Annotated in this window: 9 protein-coding genes and 1 tRNA gene; 6 read left to right on the top strand and 4 right to left on the bottom strand. The window is 37.7% G+C overall.

Annotation, left to right across the window (positions count from 1 at the left end; all coding sequences use genetic code 11):
- Nucleotides 1–233: 233 nt before the first annotated feature.
- From RIV7116_RS32720 to RIV7116_RS32735, 4 genes are all read right to left on the bottom strand, one after another.
- On the bottom strand, nucleotides 234–1,373 hold the full coding sequence (locus tag RIV7116_RS32720; protein WP_015122640.1) for a citrate synthase: 1,140 nt from the start codon (nucleotides 1,371–1,373) through the stop codon (nucleotides 234–236).
- A 114-nt stretch (nucleotides 1,374–1,487) separates the two neighbouring features.
- Entirely contained in the window at nucleotides 1,488–1,982 is a 495-nt protein-coding gene (gene sixA / locus RIV7116_RS32725; protein WP_015122641.1) for a phosphohistidine phosphatase SixA, read from the bottom strand.
- An 80-nt stretch (nucleotides 1,983–2,062) separates the two neighbouring features.
- Complete coding sequence (locus RIV7116_RS32730; protein ID WP_015122642.1) at nucleotides 2,063–3,361, bottom strand: bifunctional oligoribonuclease/PAP phosphatase NrnA; 1,299 nt, start codon at nucleotides 3,359–3,361, stop codon at nucleotides 2,063–2,065.
- A 713-nt stretch (nucleotides 3,362–4,074) separates the two neighbouring features.
- Nucleotides 4,075–4,572 carry an HNH endonuclease gene (locus tag RIV7116_RS32735; protein WP_015122643.1) on the bottom strand — a complete coding sequence of 166 codons (498 nt, stop codon included), beginning with the start codon at nucleotides 4,570–4,572 and terminating at the stop codon, nucleotides 4,075–4,077.
- A gap of 400 nt (nucleotides 4,573–4,972) precedes the next feature.
- On the opposite strand from RIV7116_RS32735, the gene alr reads away from it, so the two are divergent.
- The 6 genes from alr (at nucleotide 4,973) to RIV7116_RS32765 (ending at nucleotide 13,050) form a co-directional block, all read left to right on the top strand.
- Complete coding sequence (gene alr / locus RIV7116_RS32740) at nucleotides 4,973–6,160, top strand: alanine racemase (RefSeq protein ID WP_015122644.1); 1,188 nt, start codon at nucleotides 4,973–4,975, stop codon at nucleotides 6,158–6,160.
- 255 nt (nucleotides 6,161–6,415) lie between these two features.
- A tRNA-Leu gene (locus tag RIV7116_RS32745) sits at nucleotides 6,416–6,497 on the top strand.
- Nucleotides 6,498–8,202: 1,705 nt separating this feature from the next.
- Nucleotides 8,203–9,285, top strand: a complete 1,083-nt coding sequence (locus RIV7116_RS32750) for a response regulator (RefSeq protein ID WP_015122645.1) — start codon at nucleotides 8,203–8,205, stop codon at nucleotides 9,283–9,285.
- Nucleotides 9,286–9,360: 75 nt separating this feature from the next.
- Nucleotides 9,361–9,738 carry a PleD family two-component system response regulator gene (locus tag RIV7116_RS32755; RefSeq protein ID WP_015122646.1) on the top strand — a complete coding sequence of 126 codons (378 nt, stop codon included), beginning with the start codon at nucleotides 9,361–9,363 and terminating at the stop codon, nucleotides 9,736–9,738.
- Between the two features lie 4 nt (nucleotides 9,739–9,742).
- Entirely contained in the window at nucleotides 9,743–10,246 is a 504-nt protein-coding gene (locus RIV7116_RS32760) for a chemotaxis protein CheW (protein ID WP_015122647.1), read from the top strand.
- Between the two features lie 62 nt (nucleotides 10,247–10,308).
- A complete protein-coding gene (locus RIV7116_RS32765) occupies nucleotides 10,309–13,050 on the top strand; it encodes a methyl-accepting chemotaxis protein (RefSeq protein WP_015122648.1) in 2,742 nt (913 codons plus the stop codon).
- Nucleotides 13,051–13,314: the final 264 nt, after the last annotated feature.

Genomic DNA, 13,314 nt, shown 5'->3' on the forward strand with positions numbered 1-13,314 from the left:
TCTTTACCTAAAAAAGGCAAAATTTCAGATATTTAAAATGACCATGCCTAGTATATCGTTCTAAGGCTTGCTGTTCTCTCACTCGTCCGAGAGTTTCTACTTATTTTATGGATAAAGATTCCTCACGCTAGGGATTAAATAGGGAATGGGCAGAGGAGCAAATGGGGGAGAGCGGGGAGATAACTATTAATAATTCACTGCTCGCTCCTAATTTCCAATCCCCAACTCCTAATTTAAGGGCGTTCGGTTATATGCACGTAATCAACGTTGTGGCGACCATTGTAAACCTGGCTGGGACGGAAAATGCGGTTTTGCACTAACTGTTCTTTCCAGTGCGCTAACCAACCAGCGACGCGAGCCATCGCAAATACTGGCGTAAAGAAGTCTGTAGAAATTCCTAATTTTCTATACACTAACCCAGAGTAGAAGTCAACATTCGCATAAATTCCTTTATGACCGAGTTTTTCTTCTACCACTCGTTCCATTTCTTGGGCAATGTCATAATACTTGTCATACCCAACTTTTGCAAATAATTCTTCTGCTAAATTTTGCAAGATTTTCGCACGGGGGTCTTTTACCTTGTAAACGCGATGACCGAAACCCATGATTTTTGCTTTACGCTGAATGCAGTCTAAAACGTAAGGACGGACATTTTTGGTCGAACCAATTTCTTCTAACATCCGAATGACTTCTTCGTTAGCTCCACCGTGCAAAGGACCTCCTAAAGTTCCGACTGCACTTGCAACTACCGCATAGGGGTCGGTAAGAGTTGAAGCTGTTACCCTAGCACTAAAGGTAGAAGCATTCATCGTGTGTTCGGCATGAAGTATCAAGCAGACATCAAATATCCGCGCTGCTATCGGATCTGGTTTTTCTTCATGCAGCATATACAAAAAGTTAGCAGCATAGTCTAAATCATCATGAGGACGCACGGGATCGTCACCTCGTCGCATCAAATCAAAAGCCGCTACCATTGTCGGAATACTTGCCAGCAGGCGGACGACAGCATTTCTGATATAAACCGGATTATTCAAATCGCGCTGCGAATAAAACAAACCCAATGCTGCTGCTGAAGCTTGCAAAACATCCATTGGATGACCGCTTTCGGGAAAACACTTCATCATGTCCCGAATGCGATATTTTATTCTTCTATTTTGACGTACTTCGTCTTCAAATAATGCTAATTCTTCTTTAGACGGGAGTTCGCCCCAAATTAACAGATAAGCAGTTTCCAGAAAAGTACTCTTTTTTGCTAGTTCTTCAATTCGGATGCCACGATATTCTAGTATTCCCTTCTGCCCGTCAACATTGCTAATACTGGATTGAGCTGCGGGAACACCATCCAATCCGGGCTTAAATTCGCAAACCATCATGGCAATACCATACGAATGTTTGAAAGATTTTATAGAGTTAACTTACCAGAAAGTTTTACCACCATAACAGTATCCTTTATTACAAAATAACTTTAATGAAAAGTTAGATTGCTATTAAATAAAGTATCTAGGTGGTGTCAACCAAAACATTTGACAACTGCCAAAAATAGGTAAAGTTTCTGGTATTTCTATTCCTATCGTACCTGCTTTTTTTAGAACTAAGCCGTCTTTAGCTTCACCCCAGATTAAAATTTCAGCCCAATTACTTAAGCAAGGTTCATGTCCAACTAATGCCAAACAAGCTGTAGGTGAATATTGTTTGGGTTTTAACCATTTCTCAACCCAGTCCTTAATACTACCGTTAGGAGCAAGATAGGAACATTTTTCTAATTGCGAACTTAATTCTGTAGAAATTAAAATTTCTGCCGTTTGCTGCGCTCTCGCTAAGGGACTCGTTAGGATCGAATCAAAACTCAAACCCAGGTCTTTGAAACGCCGAGCTACTTTTTGTGTTTTTTTGCGTCCCTGTTCTGTCAAGCTTCGGTCTTCATCTCTAATTTCACTTGTAGCTTCCTGAGCAATACCATGCCGGATTAAATATAATTCCACAACCCTGAATTTTAGATTTTAGATTTTGAATGAATGGCGAACAGTTGATAATTCTGTAACAAGCAACTAACAACTAATAATTATTCATCATCAGATGAAATGAGATTATCTTTAGGATTAACTAACTTCAACAACTTCTGTTTGATTTGAGCATCGTAAACTTCCCATTTCATTTTTGCATAAGGTGAATTTTCGTTGCTTCCGGATAAGAAACCCATTGGAATTTCAAAACCTCCAGCACTGGTACGACCACCACCAAAAAAACGACCCGCGCTGTCTTGTCCAAAAGCTTCTTTAATAAATTCATCAGGATCTAAAGTCAGTTTGTTAGTTCTTAAAGAACCAATCACAACTTCTAACTCTTCTTCATCTTCATCGTGAACTATACCGTAAACTACTGCTGTATGAACGTTGTCTTCTGTCACTAAAAAATCAGCAGCTTGGGGGATTGCGTCTCTATCGTCGTAACGTAAGTAACCAACACCAGCTATTGAAAAATTATTTTGTACAATGCGATTTCTCAGGGAGCGTTCAATAACGTCCATGACTCGTTTAGAACGAGTTGCTTGTAGTATTGTATTAAGCAGTTGACCATCATAAAAACGGCTTAGATAGGCTGCTGCCATAAAATCTTCTTCTCTAGCCTGCATCAGTCTATTTGTATCTGAGTGCAAGCCATGCATCAAAGCTGTGGCGCAATTCACATGTTCGCTCATGCTGCTATCTAACTGCAATAAACCTGCTTGTAGGTATTGAGTAAAAATTGTCGCAGTTGCTCTGACACCAGGACGTATATCAACAAATTCTGACTTTAAATCGCCTTGCAAATTGTGGTGATCTACAATTACTATCAAAGGAATTCCGGCTTCTTGGATTGCATTTAGTAATGTAGAAGTCGTTCCTTGGTTATCAACCAGTACATAGCCTTGATATGATGATAGATCGCGATTTTTTAGACTTTGTAAAGGAGTACGAGTTGCTGGCAAGTTAGTAAGTTTTACTAAAGCAATGTTTTCTTGATGGGAAAGAGTACCAGCATAAGTAATATCGCACTTAATATCATATTGCTCTGCAATCAACTGGTATGTCCAAGCAGAAGAAAGAGCATCGGGGTCTGGAAAATCTTGTAATATTATTATTTGCCGCTCGTGTTTGTGTGCTTTAAGCGTATTTAATAATTGTTCCGATTTTTGAGCAGCCAAGGTGGTAGCACGAGAAACTGCTCGACTATTGTTGCTACTGCTTGTTGCCGTAGCGACAGATTTATCAGATCGAAGCGATACTTCTAAGGCATCCGGATCGATTTCAACACTTTTCAAGGTTGGATCTAGCTGTGATTGCAAATCTTCAACCTGCTTTTTAGAAGAATTTCTTTGCATAGGGAACGTGGATTGTAGCGCGAGCGGGATAATTCAAAAGCTTTTTAGAAAACTAAATATTTTTACCTGCTACACACTATAACTTTCGCACTCTATGTAGCAAAGTGCCAATATATAGCAATATATAAATATATTGCGACACTTTTCTGCCTCAATGAAAATAATCTATTCTCTGAAAGTTGATGGCACAGCAGTTTTTTTTGGAAAAGCTTTTACTATTTGTATAGTATATATTAACTAAGCTATACGATATTACACTTTTTCGTACAAAGTGCCAATAGCGGGCTATGCAATAACTTTCATCGGATGTGATGCTATCTTTTTTTGCTTAAATAGGGCTACGTATCTTATGTTACGTAGCCTCTAAAATATCAATCGTTTTAAAGCAATTTAATACGAAATTTACATATGATTTAATGTTTTTCGGTAATTTAGATGCACCCTACTTGCCGTTTTGTAAACATGATGTAAAATATTAAGGTTCATGTAGCGAAATCTGTCGGACGAAATAAATTTGTATTGAATAACCTTACATAGAACTGCTGCTGCAGTTGTTTGATGGCTATTAATGCTAATTTATTCTGGTATTTCACTGCAAAAACTGAACGGCAATTTCCAAATTGTCGTTAATTTGATAAGCTCGGAAGCTTGCTTCACCCAAACATCTTAATTGTGTTAAGAGAACAGAAACCTATGACCAGTTGAGAAAAAGGTCAAAGTCCTATTACGTATTTTTGCCATTCCTGATGCAAACCACTTTTAAGATGCTTGCTGACCTCAAAATAAAGGCTACTGTAAGGTCGGCGCGGAGCATGATGCAATGGCATCTGAGCTTCTTTAGGCGTTCTACTCCCTTTTTTGACATTGCAGCGAACGCAGGCAGTAACGATGTTTTCCCAGCTATCGCCTCCACGGCGCGATCGCGGGATTACATGATCGAGTGTTAAGTCATCGCCTTTATAACCGCAGTATTGACAAGTATGACCATCGCGATGCAATATATTTCGACGAGTTAAGGGGATTTCTTTATAAGGAACGCGCACGTAATAGCGCAGTCTTATAACGGTCGGAAGCGGGAAATCAGAGTAAATAAATTTACCGTTGTGTTCCACTCGCTCTGCTTTTCCCTTAATTAGCAAAATTGCAGCGCGTCGCCAGCTCGTTATATTGAGCGGTTCATAAGAAGCGTTAAGGACTAAAACCTTTCCCATTGATAGTCGCTCAAGGTATTAGTTTTACATATATTAACACAAATTGAATCTGGTTTGCTGTCTGTATTTAATTTATACTAGGCAGAAATGTGGTGTAAAGTCATTTAAAAAGCGGTTAATACTTGGCTACAGGTTTTTAGTTATTAGGCAACCGAATTAAAGTAATAGCAGTATTTGGCACTAAGGGAGAGGGCGAAAAGCCTTCATCAACAAATCAGAATATATTAAGAATAAATAATTGCATATTTACCACGCAATTTGAGAATACTTGTTTTCTCTCCATAGGAAACGGTAAACTTCCAGATCAATCCGAGCAGCTTCTGAGATAAGAAATATATTAATACTCGAGATATGTAGCTAAACGTTGCTGCGTGGAAGTGGTGTGAATTGGAGAGAATCAATGTTAAGTCACGAACAAAATAAAACTGTTAGCTCTATTGCTTCGGGGCATACTTATGACTGGGTAACCCAGCGTGCTTGGGTTGAAATTAATTTAGCAGCATTGGCAAATAATATAGTTGAAATACGAAAGTTGCTACAGCCACAAACTAAGTTTATGGCTGTAGTAAAAGCAGATGCTTACGGACATGGAGCAGTAAGTGTTGCACGAACAGCCTTAAAATCGGGAGCTAATTGCTTGGGTGTAGCTACCGTGCCCGAAGGTATTCAATTACGTGAAGCTGGAATTAAAGTACCAATTCTAATTTTGGGTGCTACTAACACTCCGGAGCAAGTTAAAGCAATTGTTGAAAATAAACTTGAGCCTACAATTTGTAGCGCTAAGCAAGCTTTAATATTTTCCGATGTTTTAGAAACTATCAATTTTGATTCTACTTTAACGGTACATCTCAAATTAGATACTGGAATGTCTCGACTGGGGACTAATTGGCAAGATTGCGGCGAATTTGTTCAATTAGTGGCAAGCTTGCCTCATCTTAATATAGGAAGCGTTTATTCTCATTTAGCAACCGCCGATAGTCCCGATAAAACTGTAATGGATCGGCAACATCGGCGTTTTGATAGCGCGATCGCTACGATCAAAAATATTGGCATAGAAATACCTTGTTTACATCTAGCGAATTCCGCTGGTACTCTCAGTCATAATTCTTTACATTACGACATGGTACGGGTAGGGTTAGCAATTTATGGTTTTTATCCATCAGTTCATTTACAAGATACTGTTGATTTACAGCCGGTTTTGCAAGTTAAAGCACGAGTCACTCACGTCAAAACGATTGAAAAAGGTGCTGGTGTTAGTTACGGACATAAGTTTATTGCTTCTAAAAAGATGCGTATAGCTGTTGTAGGAATTGGCTATGCGGATGGAATACCCCGCAATCTTTCTAACAATATGCAAGTTTTGATCGGAGGAGTAAAAGTACCTCAAATTGGTGCAATTACTATGGATCAGATAATGTTAGATGTCAGCAGCATTTCTGATGTACAGGAAAATGAAATCGTCACAATTCTTGGCAATGAGGGTAACGAAAAAATTACTGCTGAGGATTGGGCGCATAAATTAAACACAATTTCTTGGGAAATCCTCTGTTCTTTTAAACATCGTTTGCCTCGGATTAATATCATGTGAATGGTTCTAAGCTGCTTTCCGACTATTTATTTGATTGGCAAATATTTTTTAGGCATTACTCAAAATTTAGGTTTGCTTAGCCACTCGATAAAATCTAGCCAAAACTATCATTTAGACTTAACGCCGCCATTGGTAGTTTTGGTATTCATTTTCTATACCCAAGCCACCATAATCAAGTCACCAACAGTTTATTAACACCGTTTCAAAAAGAGTTCTTGAAAAAAATGTTTTTCATGGTATAGTATATAAGCTAATGCGGATGTGGCGGAATTGGCAGACGCGCTAGATTTAGGTTCTAGTGCCTCCGGGCGTGAAGGTTCAAGTCCTTTCATCCGCATTTTTTATTTATAAAATTTATTAGAGTGCGACTGAGATGGGCAACCATAAGAAGGTGCGATCGTACTTTTCTCATCATCAAGATTTATATAAATAGAAATAAACTTTTTGCTCGGTTAGTATATGGCTGTAGTGTCTCCGTGTCATAGCTACAGTTTAGAGTTGCTGCATTTAGATATTTGTGTGAATGTTACTTAGTTTAATACCTTCCTGACTTTTATAATTGCTTGCTAGATTAGGTTGAAATGAGTTGTATCCAAAGTGCTTCTCAGAGCTACTCAGCATTTTGTATTGCTTCCTTGCCCTTGGAAAAAACCTGTCCAAAATTGGTCCGACTTCGCTTTTTGGCGGCTTAAATAATCTTATTTTCACCCAAGATATTGGGTTAAGCCGCCAAAAAGCATCCGAGTTGACTTGTTTAACAAGTGGATTTTGGATAAGTCTGACCAATTTTCGATAACTTTAATGAAGCCCAACAAGCACCTATAATTTTTCGGTAATTATTCGACATTACTAGAATTGCGTAAAGCTAAAGCTATAAGAATGCGATTTGATTGAAAAACCTATTTTTGCTGCCTTACGTAGCGCTAACAGGAACAATAATATTAGGGTAAAATCTACACTAAAAGAAAGCCTAACCTACATTTCTTGCAAAATCCAAATAGAATTTCCATATAATCGCGGGAGTATCTTGAGTCAAATAATTTGATTTTTGATTACCTGATATGCGAACTTTCTAACAGAAAATTAGAGTAGTCATTTTTAGCATGGATTTGAATGTCTGAATTAGACAAAAGCAAAAAATGTCGATAGAAAAGATTATTTTTTAACCATAGTTTCAATAAATATTATTTTTCCTCGGAAGTTTAATATGCAGTAAATAAATATTCCCATAAATGGCATAACAGACTTTCACAACCTTTTCTTACTTAAGATAGATGTATATTTATAACTAGCAAGTTAGGTATTTAGGCGATCGGATAAGCTTTATAAACACAGACACAAATCAACTAAAACTAATTCTCTTAATTAAAATTTAATCTATCACTATTGGCGAATCTTCGTAATATTTTACCTGTCGATGTTCGTAATTAACTCTATAAATAAATTAAAGTAGGCAAACCAAACAATATAAATTTTTATAATGTATAAAGTTAAACTTTATATTTACTGATAGCTCCTCTAATATAAAGGCTGTAATGCTTAGTGTTAAAGAACAATTTTAAATAGGTTTCAAAGTTTAAAAGAGAACATAATAGATATATTTTATACAAGTAGTCCTGCTAATTCAACAAGTCAGCTATTAGAATTACGACTATACACTCTCATCAAATAGCTGTATTATACTTAGGTGGTAATACTTAAAATATATTTAAATATACGATTTAGAGCTACAATTTTTGTTTAATAATTAGGTTCATGAAAGGAAAATACTTAGTACCTTTAAGTAGTCTTCATACTTTTTTTACTTGTTATCAAAGAATCTCTGTTAGTCTCAGTACAAGTAAGCTGTATTGCTATAAGTCAAATATAGAAAACAATTAAACTATCAATAAGCTTTTATCTGCCAAGCTAATGCTAGATATCTAAACAAAATGTATGGTTTTATTTATCACTAATAGATATAAATAGTTTTTTTGGGATAACGAGAAAAATCTGTAACAGCTTGACTGAATTAAATCGAATGTAATAGTGGTAACAGCAAGATGAGTACAACACCAATAGATAGTTACAAATTATTTCAGAAACTTCATCCGCTATCTTTATTAGCACAAATTAGCAGTCGTCGTGCTACAGGTTGCTTAAGAGTATTTACTAAGTTTAATTCTTGGTCTATCTACATGGAAGAAGGTAAACTTATCTATGCTTCTTGTTCGGAAAGCTTATTTGAACGGCTTGATACTTATTTGCGACGATTGAACCAGCAAATCCCAACTCTCAATAGTTCTGCGCGGGTGCAAATGCGGATGATTTTTGAGAAAAAAAATGAGGATGAACCAATTTCTCAAGCGGATTATCAAGCAATTTGCTGGTTAGTTGATGGGGACTATATTACTTATCCTCAAGCAGAAACTTTAATAAATGAATTAGCAAAAGAAGTTTTGCAATCCTTCCTTAAAATAAAAGAAGGGAGTTACGAATTCAGAAGCGAACATGCTCTGTCAAATCTACCTTCATTTTGTTATTTAGATTTACGTTCCTTAATAGAAAGTGTTCAAAAAAAGTTAAGGAATCGTCGAGTTAATCAACAACAAGATACGTCGCCAACAGTTCCACCTGTCGTTGATAATGCGACGGAACTACCTAGAAAAGTTAAACCATTGCCGGAGGTTGAAAAACAATTACCCAAACAAATAGATTTATCAACCGTTAGCAATAGTCAAGATAACAACAATACAAATATTTCAAAAAACACAAAAGAACGATTATATACAGTTGCCTGTATTGATGATAGTTTAACTATCTTGAAATCTATTCAACGTTTTTTAGATGAAGATAATTTCTCTGTTGTTATGATTAACGATCCTGTAAAAGCCTTGATGCAGATACTTCGTAGTAAACCAGACTTAATTTTATTGGATGTAGAAATGCCAAATTTGGATGGCTACGAGCTGTGTTCTTTATTACGAAGACATTCGGCTTTTAAAGATATTCCTATTGTTATGGTAACTGGGAGGACTGGGTTTATAGATCGAGCTAAAGCAAAGATGGTGCGGGCTTCTGGTTACTTGACTAAACCTTTTACACAATCAGAGTTGTTAAAAGTAGTCTTCAAACATATTAGTTAAGATATCAATATTTACCGCGAATAATAGTAACCTAATTTAATAGATGTTGATTAAACTATCTTAGGATATATGAAGATGAGTCTTACTTTACTCGGAACCATTTTAGTCGTAGAAGATTCTCCTAGTGAATTGGAATTGATAAGTCATTTTTTAAATGAAAGCGGATATAAAGTAATAAAGGCTACAGGTGGAACTGAAGCATTAGAAAAATTAGAATCCGAAAAACCTGATGCAATTATTACTGATGTAGTAATGCCGGGAATGAGTGGTTTTGAACTTTGTCGTTCTTTGAAAAAAAATCCAGATACTCAAAAAGTTCCTATAGTTATTTGTAGTTCAAAGAATCAAGAAATCGATCGTTTATGGGCAATGAGGCAGGGGGCTGATTACTATGTTACGAAGCCTTATACTCGTGAAGAACTTTTACGTGCCATTAAATCAGTAGCAATATGAATCCATGAATAATTCAAGTATCACATTAGCCAATATACGGGATCGAGATCAAAATAACTTAGGAGATGGGTATCTTAAGTTTTTTGTCAATCCCCGGACTCCTGCTATTTTGTCAATGAAGCAGACACAAGAAGCGATGGTTGTGTCGGTAGAGTCGGTAACGGCTATGCCCAATATGCCTTTCGGTATTTTGGGATTAATGAATTGGCGAAGTAGTATCGTTTGGGTAGTTGACTTACCTAAGATACTCAATTTACAATCCCCGCAGAATCGCCCCCGACAATACAGCGTAATAATTGTTCGGACTGAATCGATGGTTTTGGGTTTGGTAGTGCATGAGATTATTGGCACGCTGAGGTTTAACAGTGATGAAATTGGTTCTCCTGTTGGGCAGGTTGCATCTAGTTTAGTTCCTTATTTACGCGGATGTATTGTTCAGGAAAAAGAAATATTACTGGTATTAGATGCACATGCCATAGTGCATTCTTCTAATCTCCGCAGTGAGTAGGGTGTAATACAAATTTGATGGATTTTTAGTGTAATAATTTACCACTCCGGGGCAATTAATTTATGCTTAATAAAACTGATTCGGCTAAGAGTGGTGATGCTCAAGATAGGGCATCACTTATTTCATCTGCTAGTAAGACTGATAATGCAATACAACTATCCTCTACTCAAATGACTGTAGGAAATAGCGGCAATGTTTCCTCCAATGCTTTAATGGCTCGATTCAAAAGATTGAGCTTGAGTACCAAAACGACTATTGCCGCGATCGCAATGGTGACAGTTCCAGTTTTGGTAATTGGTATGGGTGCTTTGATTGCTGCAAGTCAATCTTTGCAAGGCAAGGTTTCTAAGGCACAAGAGGCTGATACAAAGGCTTTGGCGAATGGAATCAACCGTTTTATGTCTCAACGGTATCAAGATATTCAAGTAATAGCTATTAATTTGCCAACTATCAACAATCAAACTGCCCAGCAAAGAGCTGTATTAAATAATTACGTCAATACCTATAAGGAATATGACGGTATTGGAGTTTTTAATTTGAATGGGGATGCAATTGTTCAATCCCAAGGAAGTAGCTTTAGCTCACAAGGTGATTTAAATTATTTTCAGAATGCTATAAAAAATCGCAAAGCTTTTATCAGTCAACCGATTCCTACGTCTAACAATAACTTTAATATTTACATTGCGGCTCCAATCCAGAATTCTTCAAGCGAGCAAGTTACTTCAGTGGTTGTAGCCCAGATGCCTATTAAAGCTTTGAGTAGTGTTGCTCAGAACTACGCTAATGCTGGTGAAACATATTATGTTGAAGACGCTGAAGATAAAATCTTTTTGAGTGCGAAGCAGGAAGCAATTGGAAAATCATTTAAAGATGCCAAGTTGCCCAGCTACGCACCATCACCGCAACAAATTCAAATACAAGGCTTTCAAGATTTAGGTTGGGATGTGGTTTTAGCAGCTAATGGTGCAACTGCCTTTGCACCGCGAACAAATTTGCTGTTGACTATTGCTGTAGGAACAATATTAACAGCGATAGCTGTGGCATTTATCGCTGCTTGGTTGGCGAAACGCGCTACACAGCCAATTCTAGATGCTACACGAGCGGTTGCAAAATTGGGTAAAGGTCAATTTGATACCCGCTTGAATGTAGAAACTGAAGATGAAATGGGGCTTTTAAATGCCAACATCAATCAAATGGCATCCCAACTACAACTTTTGGTGAAAGAACAAGAAGCTGAAGCTGAAAGAGAAAAGCTAAAAGCAGATATTACCCTACGTATCCGTAGAAGCCTCAAATTAGAGGATATTTACAAAACGGCAGTTCGAGAAATTCGTCAAGCGCTAAAAACCGATAGAGTTGTGATTTACGAATTTAATCCCGAAACTTGGGATGGAACTGTAGTTTCGGAATCAGTAAGCGCCGGATTCCCTAAAATGAAAGGAGCTTACATCGAAGATCCTTGTTTCCGCGAGCGTCAAGTACAAATGTACAAAAATGGTCGCGTGCGGGCAATTGCGAATATTTACGATGATGCTGGTTTAAAGAAAGCCGACTGCTACGTCAAAACGTTGGAACAGTTTGCAGTCAAAGCTAATTTAGTCGCACCAATTTTGAGTCAAGATAATTTAATCGGTTTATTGATTGCTCATAATTGTGAAGCTCCGCGAGAATGGCAGCAACAGGAAATTGATCTGTTTAAGCAATTAGCAACTCAAATTGGTTTTGCTTTAGAACAAGCCAGATTGTTAGAGGAAGTTGAGAAAGCACGGCAATTAGCTCAAACTGATTCTGAAGACGAAAGAAATCAAAAAGAAGAACTGCAAATGCAGTTGATTGAGTTGCTTAGTGAAGTAGAAGGTGCGGCACAGGGCGATTTGACGGTACGGGCTGACGTTACTGCTGGAGATATCGGTACGGTTGCCGACTTTTTCAACTCAATTGTGGAAAGTTTGCGCGACATCGTGACTCAAGTTCAAACCTCAGCAACAAAAGTGAACCAAGCTATTGGTGATAACTCTGGTGCAATTAGCGAGTTAGCCGAAGCAGCGCTTTCTCAGGCAGCCGAAATTACTAGTACTTTGGATGCTGTCGATGAAATGACTCAATCAATGCAGGCAGTCGCCCAAAATGCTCAAGAAGCTGCCACAATTGCTAATACTGCTAGAAGTACCGCAGCTAATTCTGGACAAGCGATGGAATTAACGGTACAGAACATCTTGGGTTTGCGAGAAACTGTAGGTGAAACTGCGAAAAAAGTTAAACGTTTGGGTGAATCCACGCAACAAATTTCTCGCGTAGTAGCATTGATTAACCAAATTTCGATGCAAACCAACTTATTAGCAATTAATGCTGGAATTGAAGCAGCGAGAGCCGGTGAAGAAGGGCAAGGCTTCGCCGTAGTAGCTGAAGAAGTCGGTGAATTAGCAGCAAGAAGCGCTGCGGCTACTAACGAAATTGAACAAATTGTAGAAAATATCCAGCGAGAAACAACTGATGTTGTACAAGCAATGGAAGTAGGAGTATCGCAGGTAGTGGAAGGGACGCACATTGTGGAAGATGCTAAGCTGTCATTAAGTCAAATTCTAGAGGTTTCACGCCAAATAGATGACTTGGTACAGTCGATTTCTACAACAACAAATCGCGGTGTTGAGACATCTCATCAGGTTAGCGTTTTGATGAAAGAAATTGCTGCTGTTTCACAGCGTACTAGTACTTCTTCTCGTCAAGTTTCCGAATCGTTGCAACAAACCGTTGCAATTTCCCAACAATTACAAGATAGTGTCGGTACATTTAAGGTCAGTTAAGAGTAATTGGTTACTAGCTAAAAAGTTTGTGGTTATAAATAACTAAGAACTAAACCGACTTTAGATTTGGGATTTTGGATTTTGAAGAATATGCTCCTAACTAAATTTATTGGGATATGACAAACTTCCCAGATCGTAAAATCAGCAAGCACCCAAAATTATTCATGGGGATAACTCAAAATCCCGGACACTTGCCGTAATGTCGGGAAACTTCTTCGGGCTGGTGCTTTTCGGCTCCGGAAACCGACACTCCCTTTCCTTGAC

The organism is Rivularia sp. PCC 7116 (assembly GCF_000316665.1).
GTDB lineage: Bacteria > Cyanobacteriota > Cyanobacteriia > Cyanobacteriales > Nostocaceae > Rivularia.

Bases quoted from the DNA above. Each gene is read 5' to 3' on its own strand.
- RIV7116_RS32720 (WP_015122640.1), bottom strand. From the start codon at position 1,373: ATGATGGTTTGCGAATTTAAGCCCGGATTGGATGGTGTTCCCGCAGCT.
- RIV7116_RS32730 (WP_015122642.1), bottom strand. From the start codon at position 3,361: ATGCAAAGAAATTCTTCTAAAAAGCAGGTTGAAGATTTGCAATCACAG.
- RIV7116_RS32735 (WP_015122643.1), bottom strand. From the start codon at position 4,572: ATGGGAAAGGTTTTAGTCCTTAACGCTTCTTATGAACCGCTCAATATA.
- alr (WP_015122644.1), top strand. From the start codon at position 4,973: ATGTTAAGTCACGAACAAAATAAAACTGTTAGCTCTATTGCTTCGGGG.
- RIV7116_RS32750 (WP_015122645.1), top strand. From the start codon at position 8,203: ATGAGTACAACACCAATAGATAGTTACAAATTATTTCAGAAACTTCAT.
- RIV7116_RS32755 (WP_015122646.1), top strand. From the start codon at position 9,361: ATGAGTCTTACTTTACTCGGAACCATTTTAGTCGTAGAAGATTCTCCT.
- RIV7116_RS32760 (WP_015122647.1), top strand. From the start codon at position 9,743: ATGAATAATTCAAGTATCACATTAGCCAATATACGGGATCGAGATCAA.
- RIV7116_RS32765 (WP_015122648.1), top strand. From the start codon at position 10,309: ATGCTTAATAAAACTGATTCGGCTAAGAGTGGTGATGCTCAAGATAGG.